The sequence below is a fragment of the Methylobacterium sp. E-066 genome (assembly GCF_022829635.1).
Lineage (GTDB): Bacteria > Pseudomonadota > Alphaproteobacteria > Rhizobiales > Beijerinckiaceae > Methylobacterium.
Window position 1 is genome coordinate 23,262 of the sequence record NZ_JAKSYO010000194.1, and the last position, 24,172, is coordinate 47,433.

The 24,172-nt window shown below is 69.3% G+C and carries 19 protein-coding genes and 1 tRNA gene; 7 read left to right on the top strand and 13 right to left on the bottom strand.

Translation table 11 applies throughout. From position 1 onward, the window contains the following. Positions 1 to 100 precede the first annotated feature (100 nt). On the top strand, positions 101 to 889 hold the full coding sequence (locus tag MKL20_RS29460; protein WP_244039666.1) for an SDR family NAD(P)-dependent oxidoreductase: 789 nt from the start codon (positions 101 to 103) through the stop codon (positions 887 to 889). Between the two features lie 21 nt (positions 890 to 910). Here MKL20_RS29460 and MKL20_RS29465 read toward each other — a convergent pair whose 3' ends face one another. Continuing rightward, positions 911 to 1,837 (bottom strand): LysR family transcriptional regulator, encoded by a 927-nt coding sequence (locus MKL20_RS29465; RefSeq protein ID WP_244039667.1) that lies wholly within the window; start codon positions 1,835 to 1,837, stop codon positions 911 to 913. Positions 1,838 to 1,945: 108 nt separating this feature from the next. On the opposite strand from MKL20_RS29465, the gene MKL20_RS29470 reads away from it, so the two are divergent. Continuing rightward, positions 1,946 to 2,941: an aldo/keto reductase gene (locus MKL20_RS29470; protein WP_244039668.1), complete on the top strand. Its 996-nt coding sequence runs from the start codon at positions 1,946 to 1,948 to the stop codon at positions 2,939 to 2,941. A gap of 281 nt (positions 2,942 to 3,222) precedes the next feature. Here the strand turns inward: MKL20_RS29470 and MKL20_RS29475 are convergent, their stop codons facing one another. The 11 genes from MKL20_RS29475 to MKL20_RS29525 form a co-directional block, all read right to left on the bottom strand. After that, positions 3,223 to 4,374: a M20 family metallopeptidase gene (locus tag MKL20_RS29475; protein WP_244039669.1), complete on the bottom strand. Its 1,152-nt coding sequence runs from the start codon at positions 4,372 to 4,374 to the stop codon at positions 3,223 to 3,225. Positions 4,375 to 4,389: 15 nt separating this feature from the next. Then, a complete protein-coding gene (glmS, locus tag MKL20_RS29480; RefSeq protein ID WP_244039670.1) occupies positions 4,390 to 6,216 on the bottom strand; it encodes a glutamine--fructose-6-phosphate transaminase (isomerizing) in 1,827 nt (608 codons plus the stop codon). A gap of 170 nt (positions 6,217 to 6,386) precedes the next feature. Continuing rightward, entirely contained in the window at positions 6,387 to 7,319 is a 933-nt protein-coding gene (locus tag MKL20_RS29485) for a bile acid:sodium symporter family protein (protein WP_244039671.1), read from the bottom strand. Positions 7,320 to 7,605: 286 nt separating this feature from the next. Further along, on the bottom strand, positions 7,606 to 7,926 hold the full coding sequence (locus MKL20_RS29490; protein WP_244039672.1) for a hypothetical protein: 321 nt from the start codon (positions 7,924 to 7,926) through the stop codon (positions 7,606 to 7,608). A 185-nt stretch (positions 7,927 to 8,111) separates the two neighbouring features. Beyond that, positions 8,112 to 9,488: a bifunctional UDP-N-acetylglucosamine diphosphorylase/glucosamine-1-phosphate N-acetyltransferase GlmU gene (gene glmU / locus MKL20_RS29495; protein ID WP_244039673.1), complete on the bottom strand. Its 1,377-nt coding sequence runs from the start codon at positions 9,486 to 9,488 to the stop codon at positions 8,112 to 8,114. Positions 9,489 to 9,566: 78 nt separating this feature from the next. After that, positions 9,567 to 11,138: an RNA polymerase factor sigma-54 gene (gene rpoN, locus MKL20_RS29500; RefSeq protein WP_244039674.1), complete on the bottom strand. Its 1,572-nt coding sequence runs from the start codon at positions 11,136 to 11,138 to the stop codon at positions 9,567 to 9,569. Between the two features lie 348 nt (positions 11,139 to 11,486). Then, positions 11,487 to 12,197, bottom strand: coding sequence for a Crp/Fnr family transcriptional regulator (locus MKL20_RS29505; RefSeq protein WP_244039675.1), 711 nt, complete (start codon positions 12,195 to 12,197; stop codon positions 11,487 to 11,489). Positions 12,198 to 12,839: 642 nt separating this feature from the next. Then, on the bottom strand, positions 12,840 to 13,211 hold the full coding sequence (locus MKL20_RS29510; RefSeq protein WP_244039676.1) for a hypothetical protein: 372 nt from the start codon (positions 13,209 to 13,211) through the stop codon (positions 12,840 to 12,842). A 4-nt stretch (positions 13,212 to 13,215) separates the two neighbouring features. Further along, positions 13,216 to 13,446 carry a hypothetical protein gene (locus MKL20_RS29515; RefSeq protein WP_244039677.1) on the bottom strand — a complete coding sequence of 77 codons (231 nt, stop codon included), beginning with the start codon at positions 13,444 to 13,446 and terminating at the stop codon, positions 13,216 to 13,218. A 311-nt stretch (positions 13,447 to 13,757) separates the two neighbouring features. Continuing rightward, complete coding sequence (locus MKL20_RS29520) at positions 13,758 to 15,347, bottom strand: glucan biosynthesis protein (protein ID WP_244039678.1); 1,590 nt, start codon at positions 15,345 to 15,347, stop codon at positions 13,758 to 13,760. 94 nt (positions 15,348 to 15,441) lie between these two features. Beyond that, complete coding sequence (locus MKL20_RS29525; RefSeq protein WP_244039679.1) at positions 15,442 to 16,107, bottom strand: SCO family protein; 666 nt, start codon at positions 16,105 to 16,107, stop codon at positions 15,442 to 15,444. Between the two features lie 258 nt (positions 16,108 to 16,365). On the opposite strand from MKL20_RS29525, the gene MKL20_RS29530 reads away from it, so the two are divergent. Next, positions 16,366 to 17,268 carry an MBL fold metallo-hydrolase gene (locus MKL20_RS29530; RefSeq protein ID WP_244039680.1) on the top strand — a complete coding sequence of 301 codons (903 nt, stop codon included), beginning with the start codon at positions 16,366 to 16,368 and terminating at the stop codon, positions 17,266 to 17,268. Between the two features lie 310 nt (positions 17,269 to 17,578). Here MKL20_RS29530 and MKL20_RS29535 read toward each other — a convergent pair. Continuing rightward, positions 17,579 to 17,655: transfer RNA gene (locus MKL20_RS29535), tRNA-Pro, on the bottom strand. A 149-nt stretch (positions 17,656 to 17,804) separates the two neighbouring features. On the opposite strand from MKL20_RS29535, the gene MKL20_RS29540 reads away from it, so the two are divergent. From MKL20_RS29540 to MKL20_RS29555, 4 genes are all read left to right on the top strand, one after another. Then, on the top strand, positions 17,805 to 19,085 hold the full coding sequence (locus tag MKL20_RS29540) for a glycosyltransferase family 4 protein (protein WP_244039681.1): 1,281 nt from the start codon (positions 17,805 to 17,807) through the stop codon (positions 19,083 to 19,085). 107 nt (positions 19,086 to 19,192) lie between these two features. Continuing rightward, positions 19,193 to 19,513, top strand: coding sequence for a rhodanese-like domain-containing protein (locus MKL20_RS29545; RefSeq protein WP_243970174.1), 321 nt, complete (start codon positions 19,193 to 19,195; stop codon positions 19,511 to 19,513). A gap of 146 nt (positions 19,514 to 19,659) precedes the next feature. Then, positions 19,660 to 20,817, top strand: a complete 1,158-nt coding sequence (locus MKL20_RS29550; RefSeq protein WP_244039682.1) for an efflux RND transporter periplasmic adaptor subunit — start codon at positions 19,660 to 19,662, stop codon at positions 20,815 to 20,817. Positions 20,818 to 20,924: 107 nt separating this feature from the next. Then, the gene (locus MKL20_RS29555) at positions 20,925 to 24,122 is read left to right on the top strand and encodes an efflux RND transporter permease subunit (protein ID WP_244039683.1); all 3,198 of its coding nucleotides are present in this window, start codon (positions 20,925 to 20,927) and stop codon (positions 24,120 to 24,122) included. Positions 24,123 to 24,172: the final 50 nt, after the last annotated feature.

Sequence of the window (24,172 nt, forward strand, 5' to 3'; positions counted from 1 at the left end):
TCTCACGCCCGCAGGACGAGGCTCGCTTGACCTCAATCATGATCATCATCATGTTTGATATACATGATGATGGTCATGTTTAGAGATAGGGATTTCGCCCATGTCCAGCAAGCCTGCCGTCCTCGTCACCGGTGCCTCCTCGGGCATCGGCGCGGTCTACGCTGACCGTTTCGCCCGGCGCGGCCACGATCTCATCCTGGTCGCCCGGAACGGCACGCGCCTGGAGGCTTTGGCCGAGCGCCTGCGCCGGGAGGCCGGCGTCACGGTCGACATCCTCCAGGCCGACCTGACCCGGCCGGCCGACCTCGCCGCCATCGAAACGCGCCTGCGCGAGGATTCCCGGATCGGCGTTCTGGTGAACAATGCCGGCGCGGCGCTCGCCGGCGGCTTCGTCGGACAGGGGCCGGATCAGATCGCTGACCTGATCGCCCTCAACGTCACCGCCCTGACCCGCCTCGCCGCCGCGGTGGCACCCCGTTTCGTCACGGCCGGAAGCGGCACCATCGTCAATATCGGCTCGGTGGTCGGCTTCGTCCCGGAATTCGGCATGGCGGTCTACGGCGCGACAAAGGCCTTCGTGCAGTATCTCAGCCAGGCGCTCCACACCGAGCTCGGGCCCAAGGGCGTCTACGTGCAGGCGGTCCTGCCGGCCGCGACCCGGACCGAGATCTGGCAGCACGTCGGCATCGACGTGAACGCCCTGCCGGCGGTCATGGAGACGGACGCCCTGGTCGACGCCGCCCTGGTTGGCTTCGACCGGCGCGAGAGCGTGACCATCCCGCCCCTGCCCGACGCGTCGCAGTGGGACGCCTTTGACCGGGCGCGGACCGCCATGATCCCGAACCTCGGCCAGGTCCAGCCCGCGGAGCGGTATCGCACCGCTGCGTGAGACGGCTCGGGGGCGGTGCCTCTACACCGCAACCGCCCCCGCCCGCGCTCGCTCGCCCACCCCCTCGGCCCGCACGAAATCGAGGAACGCCCGGAGCACCGGCCGCATCAGCTGGCGGCACGGGTAGTAGAGGAAGAAGCCCGGAAAGCGCGGGCACCAATCCTCCAGCACGCGGACTAGCCGGCCTGATGCGAGGTCGTCGGTCACCTGCGCCTCGAACACGTAGGCGAGGCCGGCGCCCATCCGGGCCGCCTCTGCGATGAGGCGCATGTCGTCGAGGATCAGGCTTCCGGAGACGGAGACGGCCAGAGCCGCGCCGTCCTTCTCGAGGTCCCAGCGGTAGAGGGCGCCGCCGGCGAATCGGCGGTTGATGCAAATGTGATCGTGAAGATCCTGCGGCGCCATCGGCCGCGGCCGATCCGCAAAATACGACGGCGCCGCGACGATCGCCGCGCATTGCGCCGGCCCGAGCGGGACCGCGATCATGTCCTGCTCCAGGCTCTCCTCGAACCGCACGCCGGCATCGAAACCTTCCGCCACGATGTCGCGCAGGTCGTCCTGCGCCCGGATCTCGATGGCGACATCGGGATGGGCGTGCGTGAACGCCACGGCGAGCGGCAGCAGCAGCATTTCGGCGGCCGAGTGCGGCACCGAGAAGCGCAGCGTCCCCGAGAGCCGCTGCTGCGAGGCGGTGGCGGCCTCGACCGCCTCGGCGATCGCCGCCAGCGCCGGTTCGAGCCCGTCGAGCAGGCGCTGTCCGGCCTCGGTCAGGGCGACGCTGCGGGTGGTCCGGGCCAGGATCCGGATGCCCAGGCTCGCTTCGAGGCCGTTGATCGCGTGGCTCACCGCCGAGACGGACAGCCCGAGATCGCGGGCCGCCCCCCGGAAGCTGCGGCGCCCCGCGACAGCGGCGAAGATCGAGAGGGCGGGGAGATCGGTGCGTTTCACTGTTGCGCCGGATAGGACAGGCTGCGCTGCAAAACACGGATTATCCTATCGCGGGCATCTGCGCAGAGTCTGGGCGGCTTCGGCCAGGGGACTCACAGGGAAAGTCACATGCAACAGCGTCGACTCGGTTCCGAACTCTCCGTCTCTGCCCTCGGCCTCGGCTGCATGGGCATGAGCTTCGCCTATGGCGGCCAGCCGGAGGCGGAGGCCATCGCCACGCTGCGTCGGGCGGTCGATCTCGGCATCACCTTCTTCGACACCGCCGAGATGTACGGGCCGTTCGAGAACGAGACGCTGGTCGGCAAGGCCCTGGCGCCGGTCCGCGATCAAGTCGTCATCGCCACCAAGTTCGGCTTCAAGATCGCCGAGACCGGCCAGGGCCGGGACCGGATCATCGGCGTCGACAGCCGGCCCGAGCATGTCCGCGCGGTCTGCGATGCCTCGCTGCAGCGCCTCGGCGTCGACGTGATCGACCTGTTCTACCAGCACCGGGTCGATCCCGCGGTGCCGATCGAGGATACGGTCGGGGCGATGGCCGATCTCGTGCGCGCCGGGAAGGTGCGGACGCTGGGCCTGTCCGAGGCCGGCGCGGCCACGATCCGGCGCGCCCATGCGGTCCACCCGATCGCAACGGTGCAGAGCGAATACTCGCTGTGGAGCCGTGAGCCGGAGGCGGCGGTGCTGCCGACCTGCGTCGAGCTCGGCATCGGCTTCGTGCCCTACAGCCCGCTCGGCCGCGGCCTCCTCACCGGGGCGATCCGCGACCGCGGCAGCCTCGCGGAGGATGATTTTCGCCGCACGCTGCCGCGCTTCGAGGCGGAGAACCTCGCGGCCAACCAGAGGCTGATCGACGCCCTCGCGACCCTGGCGGCCGACAAGGGGGTCACGCCGGCGCAGCTCGCCCTGGCCTGGGTGCTCCATCGGGGCGACGGCATCGTGCCGATCCCCGGCGCCCGCAAGATCCGGCACCTCGAAGAGAACGCCGCCGCGGCGGAGATCGTGCTGAGCGCGGACGACCTCGCCGCCATCGACGCGGCGATGCCGCCCGAGGCGATCAGCGGCCGCCGCTACACCGACGCGGCGCTGGCTTTGGTCGAGGGCTGAACGCGGGCCTGAAGAGCGATGACGCACCGCTGTCCCGAGCCCAACAACGAGGAGCACGGCTCGAAGCGAGGCTGACGACGGCACTCCCATCCTCGACCTCATCCTGAGGAGCCCGCGTCAGCGGGCCTCGAAGGAGCCCTCCAGAAGGCGCTTGGCTGGCTGGAGGGCTCCTTCGAGGCCGGGCGATCTGCGATCGCCCGTCACCGCAGGATGAGGAGGAGATTTGGATTCTCGTTGTCCGTCAACGTCCTGCGACCGAGATCACGCGGTCGAACACATGTTCAAGCCGCTGCGATGGTCTCGGCGATGGCGCGCGCCCGCGGGACGAGGCTCGCGACTTCAAGGTATTCCTCGGGCGAGTGCGCCTTGCCGCCGACCGGTCCGACCGCGCAGAGGGTCGGGCAGCCGACGCTGGCGGTGAAGCCGGAATCGGCGCAGCCGCCGGCGAATTCGCCCGCGATCCGCGCGCCATGCTGCGCGCTGACCCGCGCGTAGGTCGCGAACAGCGCGCGTGAGGCCTCGTCCTGCACGAGCGGCAGGAACTCGCCCTTGATGGTCAGCTGCGCGCGGGTGTCGGGTACGGTCGAATCCGCGACGATCGCGGCGATCCGGCTCATGGCGGCGTCGCGATCGGGCGGGGTGACGTAACGCAGGTCGATCTCGCAGGTGGCGCGAGGCGCCACGGTGTTGACCGACTGGCCGCCGGCGATCAGCCCGACATTGACCGTGATGCCGCGGTCGAGATCGGTGATCGCGTGGAGCGCGATGATCTTGTGGGCGAGTTCCCCGATGGCGCTGCGCCCGTCGGCGTAGTTGCCGCCGGAATGGGCGGCTCGGCCGTGGACCTCCAGGTGCATGAACACGCCGCCCTTGCGGCCGGTGACGACGTTGCCGGTCGGGCGGCCGGGCTCCGCGTTCAGCACCGCGCGGGCGCCCCGGGCGGTCTCCTCGATGATCGGCCGGCAGGCCGGCGAGCCGATCTCCTCATCGCTGGTGAACAGGCCGACCAGCGGCACCGGCGCGCCGCCGGCCCGGTGGAAGGCGGCGAGTACGAAGGCGTTCATCACCAGCCCGGCCTTCATGTCGGCGACGCCCGGCCCGTAGGCGCGGCCCTCCGCGATCCGGAACGGCCGATGGGCGACCTCGCCCTTCGGAAAGACGGTGTCGCGATGGCCCATCAGCACGATCGGCCGGTTGGCCCCCCCGGACCCGGCGACCTGGGCCTTCAGCGCGTCGCCGTAATCCTCCACTGGGATGGTGGTGACCGAGACGCCGTGCTCGGCCAGGAAGAACGCGAGGCGGGCTCCCACCGCATCGACCCCGGCCTTGTCGTAGGAGCCGGAATCGATGTTCACCAGCTCTTCGAGCAGGGCCAGCATCGCGCCCTCCTGCCCTTCGAGCCAGCGGATCGCGGCGGCGTCTCTCTCGGTCATCGCAGGTCTCGGTGGCTACTCGACGGTGACCGACTTCGCGAGGTTCCGGGGCTGGTCGACGTCTTTCCCCATGAACACCGCGGTGTGGTAGGCCACCAGCTGGATCGGCACCGCGTACACGATCGGTGCCACGGTGGCGTCGAGGTCCGGCATGGTCACGGTGGCCATGGTGTCGAGCCCGTGCTCGGCCGCGCCCTTGGCGTCGCCGATCAGCACGATGCGCCCGCCGCGCGCGGCGACTTCCTGCATGTTCGAGACCGTCTTCTCGAACACCGCGTCGTGGGGCGCGATCACGATCACCGGCACGCTCTCGTCGATCAGCGCGATCGGCCCGTGCTTCAGCTCGCCCGCGGCGTAGCCCTCGGCGTGGATGTAGCTGATTTCCTTGAGCTTCAGCGCGCCTTCCAGCGCCATCGGGTAGCTGGTGCCGCGGCCGAGATAGAGCACGTCGCGGGCCTTCGCGACGTCCCGGGCCAGGAGCTCGATCTCCGATTCCCGGGTCAGCGCCTCGGCCATCAGGCCCGGCGCCTTGATCAGCGCGTCGACCAGCCGGCGCTCGCCGGCCGCGTCGAGGGTACCGCGGGCGCGCCCGGCCGCGATGGCGAGGCACAGCAGCACGGTGAGCTGGCACGAGAACGCCTTGGTCGAGGCCACGCCGATCTCGGGGCCGGCGAGCGTCGGCATCACCACGGAGGATTCCCGCGCGATGGTCGAGGTCGGGACGTTGACGACGCAGAGCGTGTGCTGGCCCTGAGACTTGGCATAGCGGAGCGAGGCCAGGGTGTCGGCGGTCTCGCCCGATTGCGAGATGACGAGCGTCAGCCCGTCCTTCTCCAGGGGCGCCTCACGGTAGCGGGCCTCCGAGGCGACATCGATCTCCACCGGCAGGCGCGCGATCTGCTCGAACCAGTAGCGCGCCACCAGCCCGGCATAGAACGCCGTGCCGCAGGCGGTGATGTAGACGCGGCTGAGCTTGGCGAAATCGAAGGGCAGCGCCTCCGGCAGCATCACCCGGCCGTTCGCCATGTCGACGTAGTGGGCCAGCGTGCGGCCGACCACTTCGGGCTGCTCGTGGATCTCCTTCGCCATGAAGTGGCGGTACTCGCCCTTGTCGATCCGGTAGGCCTGCGTGGCGATCTTCTGGCGCGGGCGCTCGACGCGGGCGCCGGACTGGTCGCGGATCTCGGCACTGTGCCGGGTCAGGATCGCCCAGTCGCCCTCGTCGAGATAGGTGATCGCGTCGGTGAAGGGGGCGAGCGCCAGGGCGTCCGAGCCGAGATAGGTCTCGCCCTGGCCGAAGCCGATCGCGAGCGGCGCGCCGTGGCGGGCGCCGATCAGCAGGTTCTCCTCGCCGGAGAAGATGAAGCCCAGCGCGAAGGCGCCGCGCAGCCGCGGCAGGGCGGCGGCCACGGCGTCGACCGGGCTCATCTGCCGGTCCATGTTGCGGCTGACCAGCTGGGCTACGACCTCGGTGTCGGTCTCGGTCTCGAAGACGATTCCGTCGGCCTCCAGCTCGTGCTTCAGCTCCCGAAAGTTCTCGATGATGCCGTTATGGACGACGGCGAGCCGCTTGGTGGCGTGCGGGTGGGCGTTGGTCTCGTTGGGCCGGCCATGGGTCGCCCAGCGGGTGTGGCCGATGCCGATCGTGCCGGTGAGCGGCTCCTGCGCGAGCCGCGCCTCCAGATTGATCAGCTTGCCCGAGGCGCGGCGGCGCTCCAGGCGCCCGTGCTCCAGGGTGGCGATGCCGGCGGAATCGTAGCCGCGGTATTCGAGCCGCCGCAGGGCCTCGATCACCTGCCCCGCCACCGCGTCGCGCCCGACGATGCCGACGATGCCGCACATGGGATTGTCTCTCGCTCTGAGGCCGGGATCGCCGCGCGGACGCGCCGCGCAACAAGGTCCGGGCCGTTCGCTCATGCCCAAGCCAAGCGGGACTTGTACCGGATCAGAGCCGCGCAGGGCCAGCCCCGGCCGAACCGATGCTGATGTGCGCGGTCGCCTCGGCGGTTCTCCTATGAGGGCGCGGTCCCGCGCGTGGCGATGGCTGCGTTCCGTCCCGACCAGTGACTGGCGAGTACCGAGCCCGACAGGTTGTGCCACACGGAGAAGACCGCGCCCGGCAGAGCGGCCAGCGGCGAGAAATATAGCTTGCCCAGCGCCGCCGCGAGACCGGAATTCTGCATGCCGACTTCCAGGGCCAAGGTTCGGCAGGTGCCCTCATCGAAGCCCAGCAGGCGCCCGCTCCAGTAGCCGCAGACCAGACCGGCTCCGTTGTGCAGCACCACCGCCAGCAGCACGAGTGGGCCGACGGCGGCGATGCTGGCCCGGCTGCCGGCCACGACGGCGCCGATGATCAGCAGGATGGCGAGCATCGACACGGCGGGCAGAGCCCGCTCGATGCGCCCAACGAGGCGCGGCGCGACCCGGTTGAGCGCCAGCCCCAGAGCTACCGGCGCGGCCACGATCTCCACGAGGCTGGCCAGGAGCCCCGCCACGTCCACCGGCACGGCAGCGTCGACGTAGAAGCGCACCAGCAGCGGCGTCGCCACCAGACCCACCAGCGTCGACGCCGTGGCGATCGTCACCGACAGCGCGACATCGCCACCGGCGATGTAGACCATCAGGGTGGAACTCGTGCCGCTGGCGACGCTGCCGACCAGCACCATGCCGGTCGTGAGTTCGGTGCCCATGCCGAGGGCGTGGGCGATGGCCCAGGCGGCGGCGGGCATCACGAGGTAGTGGACGACCACGCCGGCCGCCACCGGCGCGGGCCGGGCCAGGATCCGGCCGAAATCTGCGGTCGTCAGCGTCACGCCGAGGGCGAACATGATTACGGCCAGCAGGATTGCGACGTGCGGGAGCACCGGCAGGAACACGTCCGGCGCGAAATAGGCCGTGGCCGCTGCCAGGACGGCGCAGACGGGAAACAAGCGGTTGAGCAGCATCGTGCGGGCCGATATCCGGAAAGGCGGCCGTGTCCCAGCTGCGTGGAGGCGCGTCAAGCTTGGGCGTGCCCGCGGGCGTCGCTATCGGATCTGAGTTGCCGCTGCCGCGGCGGTCTTCCTGGTGCAATTAAATCCACGGCTTGCAAGCGGTACACGCGGGCGACTGTTCGCGTTGCGGCCATAGGGCGGACGCTGACAGTCAGCTTTGGATGGATTTCAGCTGGTCTGCTTTGGGGCATCGATGCGTGGAAGCGGACATCGTCGCCGAGCCTGCTCACGACCCTGATCAGTCCTCGGCAGCGCGTTCCACGGCGACATCCAGAGTGGTCCAGTTAAACACCTCAACGCCGGTCTCGTCGTAGATCAGGTATCCGTGGACCGATCCTTCGGGCACCTCGATCGCTGTGATCCACCCCTCGCCCACGCGTTGCGATCTCGGTTTCAGGCCGGAGGCCAGATCGGCAAGTTCGCGTTCAGTAATGGGCTCAAGTGCCTTTGCCCCCGCCTCGGCGGCCCCCTCAGCGGTGGCGAACACTCCTATGAGGGTCTCGTAAGGGACAGGCGCTTTCCAGGGTGGGAAGATCGCCAACTTGACCGTGTAGCTCATAGGCGCACCGTCCCACCGGAAGCCCTAACGCCAAGTTCCGCAAACCACCGCTAGCCGAAGTTGGGGACGGCCGACGAATGGCCGCTTTCGGGAAGCGCCGGTGGCTATTGGTACGGCTGGCATGGGTCGAGGTCGGCCATCGCACACCCAAGCCGAGATCGGCAGCAGACCTCGGCCAGTGCGCCTCAACGCCCCCCGCGCAAAGCCTTTTCGGCGAGCAGTGCGGCCCGCTTCACCTTCGCCCATCCGGGCTTCACCGCCTGCCGGCCGCGGGCGACCGCCATGGCGTCCGCCGGCACATCGTCGGTGATGACCGAGCCGGAGGCCACGTAGGCCCCCTCCCCCACGGTGACCGGGGCGACGAGCGCCGAGTTCGAGCCGATGAAGGCGCCGGCGCCGATCGTGGTCCGGTGCTTGAGCACGCCGTCGTAATTGCAGGTTATCGTGCCGGCGCCGATATTGGCCTTCGCGCCGATCTCCGCGTCGCCGAGATAGGTGAGGTGCGCGGCCTTGGCGCCCGGTCCCATCCGGGCGTTCTTCAACTCGACGAAGTTGCCGAGTTCCGCACCCGTCTCCAGGACGGCATGGCCGCGCAGGCGCACGAACGGCCCGATCTTGACGCTCGCCTCCAGGGACGTGTCGGTGAGGTGGGCGAAGGCCCGCACCGTGCAGCCGTCCCCGACCCGCACGCCCGGCCCGAACACCACATGGGGCTCCACCACCACGTCGCGTCCGAGGATCGTGTCGTGACTGAGAAAGACCGTTTCGGGAGCGATCAGCGTGGCACCGCCCAGCATGGCGCTGCGGCGCAGCCGGGCCTGGATCGCGGCTTCGGCGACGGCGAGCTGCACCCGGTCGTTGACCCCCTGCGCCTCCGCCTCGTCCACGGGCACGACCGTGACCGAGAGCCCTTCCGCGACGGCGAGCGCCACCGCGTCGGGGAGGTAGTATTCGCCGGCGGCGTTGTCGTTGCCGATGCGCCCGAGCAGCGTCAGGGCGTGTTGCCCCGAGAGGGCCATCAGCCCGGCATTGCACAGGGTCACGGCCCGCTCGGCCGGGCTTGCATCCTTCTCCTCACGGATCGCCAGGACGCGGCTGCCCTCGGTGAGCACCCGGCCGTAGCCGGTCGGAGTCGGGCTCTCGAAGGCCAGCACTGCGACTGCCGCGCCCTCCGCCAGCGGCGCGCGAAGTCGTAAAAACGTCTCGGCGCTGATCAGCGGCGTGTCGCCGAAGGCGATGACCACGTCGTCGTCCGGCGCTTCGAGCACGGCCCGGGCGGCCAGCACCGCGTGGGCGGTGCCGAGCCGCTCGGCCTGCGGAAACACCTGCGCGCCGGGCGCTTCCCGGGCGATCTCGGCGGCGACATCCTCGCGGCCGGGCTCGGCGACCACGGCGATCCGGCCGGCGCCCGCCGCCTGCACGGCGGCGAGGACGTGGCCGAGCATGGTCCGCCCGGCAATTCGGTGGAGCACCTTGGGCAGGTCCGAGCGCATCCGCGTGCCCTTCCCGGCCGCGAGCACGATGGCGGTGAGGCTGCGCGGGGGCTTGGCGGAAGGAGTCATCGCGGGTCCGGGCGTCGTGATTCGGCGCGCGACCGATGGGCCGGACGACGGCGCGGCGCAAGACCGTTCCGGCGGATCTCAGCGCAGGGCCAGCGCCCCGTGATGGGCGGTGCCGTGGGCGTAATGCTCCCGGCGGCGCTCGATCGAACTCGGGATCCGCAGGGATTCCCGGTACTTCGCCACGGTCCGGCGGGCGATGTCGACGCCCTCGCTGCGCAGCTTCTGCACCAGCGCGTCGTCGGACAGCACGTCGTCCGGCGTCTCGCCGTCGACCAGTTGCTTGATCCGGTGGCGCACGGCCTCGGAGGAATGCGCCGCCATGCCGGCCGCACCCGGGATCGCCGCGGTGAAGAAGTATTTCATCTCCAGGGTGCCGCGGCTGGTCCCGATCGCCTTGTTGGAGGTGACCCGGGACACGGTCGATTCGTGCATGCCGATCGCCTCGGCCACGGTCTTCAGGTTCAGCGGCCGCAGATGCGTGACGCCGTGGACGAAGAACCCGTCCTGCTGGCGGACGATCTCGGTGGCGACTTTCAGGATCGTGCGGGCGCGCTGCTCCAGGGAACGGGTGAGCCAGTTGGCGTTCTGCAGCGCCTCGGACAGGAAGGCCTTGTCGCCCTCGGCGGAGGCGCCGCGCACGACGCGAGCATAGTAGCTCTGGTTGACCAGCACGCGGGGCAGAGCCTCGCCGTTGAGTTCCACCAGCCAGGATCCATCCGGTGCCGCGCGCACGAACACGTCGGGGATCAGCACCTCGACGCCGCTTGAACCGAAGGCCCGCCCGGGCTTCGGGTCCAGCCGGCGGATCTCGCCCAGCATCTCGACGAGGTCCTCGTCGTCCACGCCGCAGAGGCGGCGCAGGGCGCTGAAATCGCGCTTGGCGACAAGGTCGAGGCGCGAGACCAGGGCCTGCATGGCCGGGTCGAACCGGTCGCGCTCGCGCAGCTGGATCGCCAGGCACTCGGCGAGGTCGCGGGCGGCGATGCCGGGCGGGTCGAAGCTCTGGACCAGGGTCAGCACCCGGGCCACCGTGGCGACCTCGGCGCCGAGGCGCTCGGCCACGCCCTCGACCGTCTCGCGGAGGTAGCCGGCCTCGTCGACCGCGTCGATCAGGAAGCCGCCGATCAGCCGATCGGTCGGATTGCGGGTCGCCAGGTCGAGCTGGCTTGCAAGGTGATCGCGCAGGGAGATCTCGGCCGTCAGGGCGGCCTCGAAATCGGGCGCGTCGGAATCGAAGCTGCCGCCGCTGCTGCCGTAGGGGGGCGGCGTCAGCGAGAGCATGTCGCCGCTGGATGCCTCCTGCACCTGCGTGGGGGCGTCGTCCGGGAAGACGTTGTCGAGCCGCGTATCGAACTCGGTCTCGATCTCGCCGCGGCTCGGATTGAGCTCGGAGGGCTGCCACGAATCGGGGTCGGCGGCGTCGAAGGACTCGCCGGACGCCTCGTTCGACGGACCAGCGGCCTCGGCGTCACCGGTCGCAGGGCCCTCGGATTCGGCGCGTTCCAGCAGCGGATTGCGCTCCAGCTCGGCCTCGACATAGGCGGCGAGATCGAGGTGCGACAATTGCAGGAGTTTGATCGCTTGCAGGAGCTGCGGCGTCATCACCAGGGACTGGCCCTGACGCACTTCCAGCCGTTGCACCAAACTCATAAGAGGCCCCGATGCCCTTTCAGCGTGATTGACCAGCCGCGCTACATTGCTTCCGGCATGGTTATTGCTTGTCGTGCCTTGTCACCTGTAAACCGATCTCTAGCGCGCGTCAAAGCGCGTCGACGCGCATCGCTGTTGGCAAGTGCCCGAGCGGACCGAGCGCGTGGTGCGTTGGCCACACCGAAATCGCCGCTCAGTTTCGGGCCCAGGCTTTAAGGAAACGCTTCGCGCACGCCCCTGACGCGCCGGTGCCGCCCATCCGCTCGGAACCGCGTCGATTCCGCGCCCGTCAGCATGCCCGCCGGGCGGCGGCTCCGCAATGTCGGGCTGGCCTCGATCGGCCGTGCGTCAACCCTTGGCGAGGAGCCGTTCGTACTCGGCCTCGGCCGGCCCGTAGGCATCCCCCGCCAAGTCCTCGAGCTTGTCGCGGTCAATCACGATGATTCGGCCGCGCCGGGCCCGGATCATGCCCGCGCCCTCCAACACATGCGTCGCCGTCGTGACGCCGGGCCGCCGAACGCCGAGCATCATCGCCAGGAACTCGTGCGTGAGGATCAGCTCGTCCTTCTGCAGCCGGTCGTGGGTCATCAGGATCCACCGGGCGAGCCGCGCCTCGATGGTGAGATCCGTGTTGGCGTAGACCGTATGCCCGACCTGGACGATCAGGCTCTGCACGTATCGCCCAAGCAGGCTGCGCAGGGTTGCGCTTTCGCTCAACGCCGCCTGAAGGATCGCCGCGGGAACCCGCAGGGCCACGAGATCGGATTGGACCAGGGCCGTGTGCGGCGTGCGGTCCGTGCCCAGCACGAGCGGCGCGCCGCACATCCCCTCATAGCCGACGACCCCGATCTCGATCCGGCCTTCGACCGTGTCGGCGACCAGCGACACGATGCCTTCCTCGACGAAATGCGCGTGGGCGATCGGCTCGAGCGGCAGGATCAGCAGCTCGCGCAGCGGTACCGAGACGGTCTCCAGCGCGGGGGCGAGACGGGCGAAATCATCGGGTGCCATGAGACGGAGCAGACGATTGCGGACGCCGTCCTGCTTCGGTCGATCCAAGGCTCCGCTCCAAAATCAGGGTTCGGGCGCGGACAATCTCTCGGTTATCGGCGCTCGAGCGTGGCTGTTCACGCTCGAATCGAGGTAAACGGCCACCGGCCGACCACAAGAGAAATTGAGCTTCTCCGCGATCTATGTACGCTTTCAGACGATGAGCCGCCGGCACACTGCGTCTGTTTTGGCTCAACGCTGGAAACAGATTTCATATCCGCGGTGAACGCTTCTCGGCCCTGCTGTGACGCGCGGAACACCGTTTGGCCCTGCGGAGCGAAGGCGCAGGACGCCTTAACACAAGTTACCGACAGTCACGATCCGATGCAGCGCGTGTCCTGTTTGCCCCCGGATGCGGTGTGTCGTCCGCTATGTCACCGATATAATCGATAGCGAGGTGCTTTCTCGGGACGAGGAACGATTTGAGTTCTGCGCCCGGCACGAGGCCTGTCGATCCGCGCGGAAGCCTCGGTGGAAGTCGCCAACGACTCCCTTCAGGTCAAGCTAGGATGGCTGTTGGCGTCCGACCTGATCGGCCTACGCCTGGAAGCGCGGGTCCGCAACGAGGACGGCGCGATCGTCTTCCAGGCTCACCTCACCCTCGCCCCGGACTGACCCGCCAGCCTGGCCGGTCAGGGCCGATCCGACGCCTCACCAGCCGCAATTGGGCATCGGTGGCTGCGGCTTGGCCAGGGCCGCCTTCTCGATCGCCACCATTGGCCCCCAGGCGTATTTCTGCGCATGCGGCGTGACGTTGGCGAACAGGCAGCCGAGCTGGAAATGGCTGGCGCCCATCTCGCCCGAAAAACCCATGCAGTCCAAGAAGGTCCAGGTCTTGGGCGCTGGAATCATCGAGCGCCAGCGCGGCATCGCCACCGGCGCGCAGACCTTGACCGCCCCGGTGCCATCATCCGCGTTCAGGGCGCTGTCGGGCGCCTGCGCTGCAGCGGGTGCGGCCAGCAGAGGCAGCGCGGCCAGGATTGCACAGAGGATGCGGGAATGAGTCGATGCGGGTGCTGTCATCGGGTCAGTGCATTGTCCGCCACAGGGTCGCGAGGATCGCGAAGCCGATCAGGTTGTACAGGATCGCCCAGATCCAGACGCCCATCACGGCCCGGCTCGGCTCGCGGGGCCGCTGGCGGCCGAGACGCAGGCGATACCTGTCCTCGGGCGTCGGCCAGATCGCGCTCCGGGGTGCTTTCAGCAGCCGGGTCAGGGCCTCGGGCAGGTTGAGGCCGGGCGGTGGTTCGCCGTTCATGACGGCCTCGGATGCGGTGAGGGGACGGCGCGGTGCCGCCCCAGGGTAACCTTGTAAGGACGGTCGCGGCGTGCCGGCAATGCGCCGCGTTGGCCTTTCGTCGAGAGCCTGTTTGACGGCGCGACGGCCGTCGCGTGACGGTTCTGCCCAACGTGTATCCCAATCGTCCCCTCATCCTGAGGCGCTGCGCAGCAGCCTCGAAGGAGCCCTCAAGGGATCGCGCGGCTGGCTGGAGGGCTCCTTCGAGGGCTCCGCTCCGCTACGCCACCTCAGGATGAGACCGAGATGGGAGAAGGCCGTTCAAACAGGCTCTAAAGCACCGTCCCGGGCGCCTCCGGATAGTACTGGTAGACCCAGGTCTCGGAGAGCAGCCGGCCGCCGCTCTTGAGCTGCAGCCGCATCTCGATTGGCTCGGGGCCTTCGGCGTAGACTTTCAGGAAGACCCGCCAGGGGCTCGGCTTGCCGTAGGGTGCCCAGGTGGCGCCGATCTCCTCGGCGCTACCGCGCGACAGCGTCAGCGCCACCTGGGCCTTCTCCGGATCGAGGCCCGCCAGGGCCGCGCCCTCGAACTCCAGCACGAACTGGCGCACAAGGTTCGCCCGGCCCGGACGCCGATCCACGTCGGAGAGCCAGGACGCCTTGGTCGCCCGGGTCGCGACGCAGCGGGCCAGGTCCGTCGTCACCGGCTCGGTCACCGGCCAGTGCAGGCGATAGGCGAAGCTGCGCTCGGCCCCGGCGGCCGGCGGGTCGGCCGGCACCCACATCGCGCCGATATTGTCGTCGGTCTCCTGGTGGGTCGGGATCTCGACGAGTTGCACGCTGCCCGCCCCCCAATCGCCCTGCGGCTCGACCCAGATATCGGGGCGGTTCTCCTCGAAACCGTCGTCGATGTAGTTGGCGAAGGCCCGGTCGCGCTGGAGCAGGCCGAACCCCTTCGGCGAGCGGTCCGCGAAGGCGCTGACGCTGAGCCGCGGCGGGTTGTTGAGTGGGCGCCAGATCAATTCGCCGGCGCCGGTCTGCATCAGCAGCCCGTCGGAATCGTGCACCTCGGGCCGCCAGTCGCTGGCGAGGAACCGGCTCATTCCTTCCGAGTACCAAAGCATCGAGGTCAGCGGCGCGACGCCGAACCGCTCGACCGCCTTCCGGATGTAGAGCGTGCAGGCGACATCGATCACCACGTGCGGTTCCTTCCGGGCGGTGAACCGGTAGGCGCCGGTGAGGCTCTGGCCTTCGAGCAGCGCCAGGATGGTGACCGCCCCGTCCGCGGCGGGCGACACGTAGAAGCAGGTGAAGACCGGGAATTCCTCCGTCTTGCCCGGTCCCGGTGCCGTGTCGATGGCGATGCCCCGGGCCGAGGCGCCGTATTGCGCTCCGTCGCCGGCGGCACGGAAATAGGAGGCGCCGAGGAAGGCCAGCCAATCGCCGTCGGCGCCGGGCTGATCGGCCGGGACCTTCTGGAAGCGGACGCCGGCAAACCCAGCGCCGTCGGGCAGATCCTTGCCGGGATTGCCGGGCGGGTAGGCGAAGAGATCGCGGGAATACAGCACCTCGCGGGCCTGGCCGCCTTCGAGGGCAAAGATCTTGACCGGGTGCCGAAAGAAGTTGCCGAGGTGGAAGAAGGTGACCGGGTACGGGCTGTCCGGGAATAGGGCGTGCGCGGGCGGGTAGCGGATCTCCTGGAGGGGCCCGTAAGTCAGGGCGTCCAAGGTCGGCGAGGCCGGCGCCTCGGGCGGCGGCGCGTAGGGCCGGTCGCGCAGCGTGCGGGCCAGGTCCTTGAGGCGGTCGAAATCCATCGGCTCCGGCGGCGCCAGGCGCGGACCGCCGGACGCGGCCAGGGCTGGGCGCGCGAGGGGCGAGAGGGCCAGCAGGCCCACGGCTGTCAGAGCGCGTCGCGTGATCAAGCTGAAACCTCCGGGAATCGCCGGTCCGACGACCCGCTCCGCCCTCTAGTCACGCTCGGATGACCGCGCAATTGACCGCCGGGTCGGCCGAGGTTCAGCTTCGTGGGCCGCAGGCGTTGGTGGGGCCGTCGGTCTCCCAGAGGGCGGCGCCGCCCCCGGGGGCGCACTGGCCCGGCAGCGCCAGGGTGATCAGCTTGGACAGGGTGCGATCCTCGTCCTCGCCGTAGCCGATCTCCCCGACCATGCGGCCGGTCTTGTCGAACAGGCCGACGGTGGCGGAATGCTCCATCGTGTAGTCGCCGCCCGGGACCGGCACGCGCTTGTAGGCGACGTGGTAGGCGTCGGCCATGCGGGCCACCTGCTCGGGTGTCCCGACGAAGCCGCGAATGCGCGGATCGAAGGCGGTCAGGTACTCCCGCAGACTTTCGGGGGTGTCGCGCTCCGGGTCCAGGGTGACGAAGACGACGTTGATGCGGTCGGCGTCGCGGCCCATCCGGCCGAGCGCGCCGGACAGCGTCGTGAGCGTCGTCGGGCAGACCTCCGGGCAATGGGTGAAGCCGAAGAACAGGGCCGCCGGCTTGCCGAGCAGGTCGGCCTGGCTCACCGGGCGCCCGTCGAGATCCGCCATCGCGAAGCTGCCGCCGACCCGGCGCGGATGGCTGAACTTCGAGCCCTGCTGCAGGACGATCGCCCCCGTGCCGGTGGCGACCAGGGCGACGATGGCGGCGGACGCGATGAGGGTGAGCGGGCTCGGTGCCATGCTGGGACCTGCGACGGGAGCGTCGATGGCTACAATATGGGGTCGGGATCGCGGCGCGCGATGCCGCTGCGGCGAGGCGGCCCCCCGGATGCGCGGGGAACATGCTTCTACGAGCCCGGTTGGCGGTAGACCAGCGGCGGCAGCCTTCCACGCCGGAGCGGCCGTCGCCACGGTGGCAAAACCCCTGCCGCCGCAACGACCTGAGCGGGCTCGGCCGAGGCCGGCTTCCTCGGGCAATCCGCATGGAAGCCGCCGCGCATGGCCCAGCAGATCCCGGTCGACCCGAAAGCCCGCGCCGACGATCCGGCGCGCGATGCCGAGCGGGACGATTCTACCCACGCGATCACCGACGATGTCGCCTATCGGCGGCTCGTCCTAGTCAACACCGTGTTCGTCGGGGAGCCCGGGGCCGGCGACCGCGGCTGGGTTCTGGTCGATGCCGGCGTGATGGGCGCCAAGGGTGCGATCAAGGCGGCGGCCGAAAAACGGTTCGGTGCGGGCGCTCGGCCCGCCGCGATCGTGCTGACCCACGGCCATTTCGACCATGTCGGCGTGCTGGAGGACCTCGCCGAGGACTGGGACGTCCCGGTCTACGCGCACGCGCTGGAGCGGCCCTATCTCGACGGCAGCGCCTCCTACCCGGCTCCCGATCCCAGCGTCGGCGGCGGCTTATTAGGCCGCCTGTCGCCGCTCTTCCCGACGAAACCGGTCGACGTATCCTCGCGCTTGCAGCTCCTGCCGGAGGACGGCTCCGTGCCGCCGATGGCCGGCTGGCGCTGGATCCACACGCCCGGCCACGCGCCGGGCCATGTCTCGTTCTGGCGCGAGGCCGACCGCACCCTGATCGTCGGCGACGCTTTCGTCACCACGGCGCAGGAATCGGCCTACGCGGTGGCGTTGCAGGAGCCGGAGCTGCACGGGCCACCGATGTATCTGACGATTGATTGGGGCGCGGCGCGCGACTCGGTTCGGGCACTCGCCGCCCTCGAACCCGAGCGCGTCATCACTGGCCACGGCCGCCCGCTCCAGGGTCCCGAGATGCGCCGGGCGCTCCATGCCCTCGCCGAGGATTTCGATCGGGTCGCCGTTCCGGAGCACGGGCGCTACGTGGAGGCGCCGCTGCGGGCCGCGGACGGCTCGGCCTACGCGCCGCCGGAGTGAGAGCCTGTTCGACCGGTCTTTCCCCTTCTCGCCCTCATCCTGAGGTAGCGTAGCGGAGCGGAGCCCTCGAAGGAGCCCTCCAGCTGGCCGGGCGATCCCTGGAGGGCTACTTCGAGGCTGCTGCGCAGCACCTCAGAATGAGGGGACGATTGGGATACACGTCAGTCAGAACCGGCACGCGACTGCGATCACGCAGTCAAACAGGCTCTGAGACGCGGGCGCGAGATTTTGCCGCGAAACCGAATTTCGATGTCTGGAAATCGAAGGCTCGTCGCCTGCGCCATCATGGTCGTGCTGGGCGAAAAAGATATGGTCGGAGTGGCCGGACTTGAACCGACGACCCCCTGTCCCCCAGACAGGTGCGCTACCGGGCTGCGCTACACTCCGACGCCACATGGGCCCGGGGCTCTTAGCCGTCGCGCTCCGCCCGCGCAAGCCCTTCACGCCGGATCTGCGGCGCTGGCCCTCTCCGGCCCGGGCGGTTACGGGGAGCATCCGCATCGCGCCAAAACGATCGCGCCACGCCATCGAGGATCATGACGGACCGACCGATCGCCTTCGATCTCACGCGCCTCGTCACGCGGCTGCGCCATGCGAGCCCGTCGGGAATCGACCGGGTCGATCTCGCCTATGCACGCCACTGTCTGGGCCGGCCGGGGCCGGGCGTCGGCGTGGTCTCGACGGCGTATGGGCCGCGGGTGCTCGACCGCGCGCACGCGCTGGCCATCGTCGAAGCCGTGGCGGCCGGCTGGGTCGAGGATCGGGATGCGCTCTCGGATCCGGTCTATCGCGGGCTGGCGGCGCGGCTTGGCGCCCCGGTGACATCCGCCTCGTCAGCGCAGGCATCGCGGGCCGGCGGCACGCAGCGCCGCCGGATCCAGGCGCGGACGGCGGCCGATATCGCCCTGCGCGGCCGCCCGCTCTCGACCCTGCCCCGGGATGCGCTCTACCTGCACACCTCCCATCTGCGCCTCGACAATCCCGGTCGGTTCGACTGGCTCTACGACCGGCGGGACGTGCGTGCGGCGTTCTTCGTCCACGACCTCATCCCGATCACCCATCCCGAATACGGGCGCGCCGGCGAGGCCGATCGCCACCGGGTCCGGATGCGCACCATCGGCCGGCATGCGGCCGCGATTCTCGTCAATTCCGCCGATACCGGCGCGCGCACCCTCGATCACCTGGCCGCCGAGGGGTTCGGCCGGCCGCCGGTGGCGGTGGGGCATCTCGGGGTCGAGCCGGCCTTCGGGCGGACGGGGCCGCGTATCCAGCCGGACCGCCCGACCTTCCTGGTCTGCGGCACGATCGAATCGCGCAAGAATCACCTGCTGCTGTTCCAGCTCTGGCGCGTCCTGGCCGAGCGGCACGGGGCCGCGACGCCGCGTTTGGTCGTGGTCGGGCGCCGGGGCTGGGAGGCCGAGAGCGCCATCGACATGCTCGAACGCTGCCCCGGCGTGCGCGCCCACGCGGTCGAGGTTACGGGCCTCTCGACGCACGGCCTCGCCGCGCTGACCCGCAGCTGCACCGCCCTGCTGATGCCCTCGTTCACGGAGGGCTACGGCATCCCGATCGTCGAGGCGGCGGCCTCCGGCCTGCCGGTGGTGGCCTCGGACATCGCGGTCCACCGGGAGATCGCCGGCGGCTTCGCCCTGTTCCGCGATCCCCTCGACGGCCCGGGCTGGCTGGAGGCGATCGAGGCACTCGCCCAGCCGGACGCGCCGCTCCGGGCCGAGCTCGCCGGGCGTCTCGACGGCTATGGGCCGCCGCATTGGGACGCGCATTTCGCGGCCGTCGGCCCGACGCTCGCGGCGATCTGACCGGATCGTCGGAACCGCCGCGAGTTGCGCCGCTCCGGCCTGACGAATAAGGGAAAGCGTCAGCCCTTAGGGCCGGCCCCGGGTTGGGCGGAACGGAGATCCTGTCGATGCAGGTGGTCGATCTCGATCGCGAGACGGTCAAGCGCGGGTTGAGCGATGGCACAATGCTGATCATCGACGTGCGCGAGGACCACGAATACGAGGCTGGACACATTCCCGGCGCCGTTTCGCATCCGCTCTCCACGTTCGATCCGCAGGCGGTGGCCGCTCTGATCGCTGCGGATGGCCGCCGTCCGGTCCTGTCCTGCGGGTCGGGAGTCCGCTCGGTTCACGCCCTGGTGGCGGCCCAGAAGGCCGGTCTCGACATCGCCGAGCACTACAAGGGCGGCTTCAAGGATTGGTCCGCCGCGGGCGAAGCAATCGAGTAAGCGGTTGAAACAATCCGGCCTCCAGGGGCCGCGATGTGCGCTCTCGCACAATGGGTAAGAGGGCGCGCGGGTTACGGCGCGTCTGCCAAGGACTCATCGTCAAGCTCGGTTCGACCGCCGGGTCGGCCAACGGACAGCAGGACCCGATGCGCAGCCGGCTTTCCAGCCTCCTCCCCGTGCTCTCCGGTCTCGCCGCCGGCTTCCTCGTTGCGGGTCCCCTCGCACCGATCGCGCATGCCCAGGCACCGGGCGGCCCGCCACCGAAGGTCACCGTGGCCAAGCCGGTGGTCCGCGAGATCGTCGAGCAGGACCAGTATACCGGCCGCTTCGATGCGATCGATTACGTCGAGGTCCGGGCCCGGGTCACCGGATACCTGGAAAAGATTAACTTCACCGACGGCCAGACGGTGAAGAAAGGCGATCTGCTGTTCGTGATCGACCGGCGCCCCTACAAGGCGGCCCTGGAGCAGGCCCAGGCCGCCCTGGCCTCCGCCAAGGCGCGCCAATCCTTCTCGCAGACCGATCTCGAGCGCGCCCAGACCCTGTCGCGGAGCGGCAACATCTCCGAGCAGGTCACCGACCAGCGCCGGCAGGCCTCGCTGACCGCCCAGGCCGACGTCGACAGCGCCCAGGCGGCGCTGAACAACGCGCAGCTCAACTACGACTTCAGTGAGGTGAAGGCGCCGGTCAACGGTCGGATCAGCCGGCGGCTGGTCACCGAGGGCAACATCGTCAGCGCCGACCAGACGATGCTGACCACGATCGTGTCGCTCGACCCGATCTGGTTCAGCTTCACCGTCGATGAGAAGTCGTTCCTTAAGTATCAGAGCAGCCTCGGCATCGGCATGGGTCAGACCCAGCAGGGCAAGGGCGTGCCGATCCTGATCTCGCTCTCCGGCGAGGCGAAGCCGACCCGCAAGGGCACCCTCGACTTCGTCGACAACCGCGTCGACAACGCCACCGGCACGATCCTGCTGCGCGCTACGGTCCCCAACGCCGACCTGTTCATCAAGCCCGGCCTGTTCGGCATCGTCGCGATGCCGGCCACCAAGCCGTTCCAGGGCGTGATGATCCCCGACGAGGCGGTCGCCGCCAACCAGGACAAGCGCATCGTCTACGTGCTCGGGCCCGACAACGTGATCCAGCAGAAGGACGTGGTGCTCGGCCCGAAGGTCGACGGTTACCGGGTGATCCGCAGCGGCCTGAAGGGCGACGAGACCCTGGTGGTCAACGGCATCGCCCGCGTCCGCCCGGGGGCCACGGTCGCCCCTGAGACGATCGAGCTGCCCCCGAGCAAGACGTGAGCCCGACCGGCTCGACACGATCGCATGCGTGCGCGCCGCGCCGCGTGCGCCGCACCGACGACGCAGGGCCCCGACCGGGAGACCGGCGGGCCTCAGAGGTTTGACCGATGCGTTTCGCCCACTTCTTCGTCGATAGGCCGATCTTCGCGTCGGTCACGTCGATCGTCTTCCTGATCCTCGGCTTCGTGGCCTACGAGACCCTGCCGGTCTCGCAATATCCCGAGATCGTGCCGCCGACGGTGACCGTGCGCGCCTCCTATCCGGGCGCCAACGCAGAGACCGTGGCCGCCACCATCGCGACGCCGATCGAGCAGGAGGTCAACGGCGTCGACAACATGCTGTACATGACGTCGTTGTCGACCAACGACGGCAACATGCTGCTGACGGTGACCTTCAAGGTCGGCACCAACCTCGATATCGCCAACGTGCTGGTGCAGAACCGGCTCTCGGTGGCCCAGCCGCGCCTGCCGCCGGACGTGCGCAACCTCGGCGTCACCGTGCGCAAGGCCTCGCCCGACCTGATGCTGGTCGTGCACCTGCTCTCGCCGAACAAGACCTACGACCAGAACTACCTCGCCAACTACATCTACCTGAACATCCGCGACGAGCTGCTGCGCCTCGACGGCGTCGGCGACATCACGGTTTTCGGCGGTAACGAATACGCCGAGCGGATCTGGGTCGATCCGAACAAGCTCGCCGCCTACGGCCTGTCGGTCACCGACGTCACCACGGCCCTCCAGGAGCAGAACGTCCAGGTGGCGGCCGGCCAGCTCAACGGTCCGCCCGCGGCCAAGAGCGAGGCGTTCCAGCTCGTCGTCCAGTCGCAAGCGCGCTTCAAGACGCCGGAACAGTTCGCCGAGGTGATCATCAAGGCCCAGGACGGGCGCCTCGTCCGGATCAAGGACATCGCCCGCGTCGAGATGGGCCAGAAGGACTATACGACCAACTCCTACCTCAACGACACGCCCGCGGTGGGCATCGGCGCGTTCCAGCGGCCTGGCACCAACGCCCTCGAGGCGGCGACCTCGGTCAAGCAGGTGATGGAGACCGTCAAGAAGAACTTCCCGCCGGACGTCGAGTACCGCATCGCCTACAACCCGACCGAGTTCATCGAGGAATCGATCCAGGAGGTCTACAAGACCCTGTTCGAGGCGGTCGGCCTCGTGGTCATCGTGGTACTGGTGTTCCTCCAGAGCTGGCGCACCGCCCTGATCCCGGTCATCGCGATTCCGGTGTCGCTGATCGGCACCTTCGCGGCGATGGCGGCGTTCGGCTTCTCGCTTAACAACCTGACCCTGTTCGGGCTCGTGCTCGCCATCGGCATCGTGGTCGACGACGCCATCGTGGTGGTGGAGAACGTCGAGCGCAACATGGCCGAGGGGCTCTCGGCGGGCGATGCCGCGCACAAGACCATGGACGAGGTCGGCGGCGCGGTCATTGCCATCGCGCTCGTGCTGGCGGCGGTGTTCGTGCCGACCGCGTTCATCCCGGGCATCTCGGGCCAGTTCTACAAGCAGTTCGCGCTCACGATCGCGGCCTCGACCCTGATCTCCGCGTTCAACTCGCTCACCCTGTCTCCGGCGCTCTGTAAGCTGCTGCTCGTGCCGCACCATGCGCGCAAGGAGCCGAAATTCTTCCTGGCCCGGTTCCTGAACTGGCTCGCCAACGGCTTCAACCGCGCCTTCGACGCCACGTCGAACGCCTACGGCCGCACGATCCGCGTCCTGACCGGCGGGTTCGTCGGGCTGGCGGCGATGCTGCTGATCTACGCAGCGGTGATCGCCGGCACCCTGCACCTCGCTCAGACGACGCCCACAGGCTTCATCCCGGACCAGGACCAGGGCTATCTGATCGGCGTCGTCCAGCTGCCCTCCGGCTCCTCGCTCGATCGCACCACCGACGTGATCCTGCGGGCCGCCAAGCAGGCCAGGACGGTGCCCGGCGTCGCCAACGCGGTGATCATCGCGGGCTTCGACGGAGCGACCTTCACCAACACGACCAATGCCGGCGTGATGTTCCTCACCCTCACGGGGGCGAAGGAACGCGCCGGCGAGGGTCGCAGCGCCGGGGTGATCACCGGCGAGGTGCTCAAGGCTACCTCGGACATCCAGGAAGCCCGGGTGATCGTGATCCCGCCCCCGCCGGTGCGCGGCCTCGGCAACGGCGGCGGCTTCAAGATGCAGATCGAGAGCCGTCAATCCTCGGAGATCGGTCCGCTGATGGCCGCGGCCGGCGAGGTGATCGCCCAGGCGAACCAGAGCGCCGACGTGCAGCGCGTGTTCACGACCTTCGACAACGCGACGCCGCAGCTCTTCCTCGACATTGACCGCACCATCGCGCGGATGCTGAACGTGCCGCTCGCCAACGTGTTCTCGTCGGTGCAGGCCGATCTCGGCGGCACCTACGTGAACGACTTCAACACGCTCGGGCGCATCTACCAGGTGCGCCTGCAGGGCGATGCCGCCTTCCGCTCGTCGATCCAGGACATCTCGCAGATCAAGGTGCGCTCCTCCACGGGGGCGCTGGTGCCGATGGGCACCCTCGCCTCGGTGCGCGACGTGACCGGCCCGCAGATCGTGCAGCGGTTCAACCTGTACTACTCGGTCCCCATCCAGGGCGTGGCCAAGCCCGGCGTCTCGACCGGACAGGCCCTGACCGCCATGGAGGACATCGCCAAGAAGGTGCTGCCCGACGGCTACGCCTACGACTGGACCGAGATCGCCTTCCAGCAGAAGGCTGCGAGCGGCACCGCCGGCGCCGTCTTCGCCCTGGGCGTGCTGCTGGTCTTCCTGGTGCTGGCCGCGCAGTACGAATCCTGGGCGCTGCCGCTGGCGATCCTGCTGGTGGTGCCCACCGGCGTGCTCGCGGCGCTCGCCGGGGTGCAGTTCCGGGGGCAGGACAACAACATCCTGACCCAGATCGGCCTGATCGTGCTGATCGGCTTGGCTGCCAAGAACGCGATCCTGATCGTCGAGTTCGCGCACGACATCGAGCAGCGCGAGCATCGGGGCCCGGTCGAGGCGGCGGTGGAAGCCTGCCGTCTGCGCCTGCGCCCGATCCTGATGACCGCCTTCGCGTTCATCCTCGGCACCCTGCCGCTGGTGATCGCCACTGGCCCCGGCGCCGAGATGCGGCAGGCGCTGGGCACGGCGGTGTTCTTCGGGATGATCGGCGCGACCTTCTTCGGCCTGTTCCTCACCCCGGTCTTCTACGTGGTGATCCGCCACCTCTCGCTCTGGCTCGGCCGCCTGCGCGGAAAGTCCTCCCACGGCGATCATGGCGGGGCGGCTCCCGCCCACGGCTGAGGCGGATCGTCTGTCGATCGAAAGACACGCGCATGTCTGGAGCCGCGCCC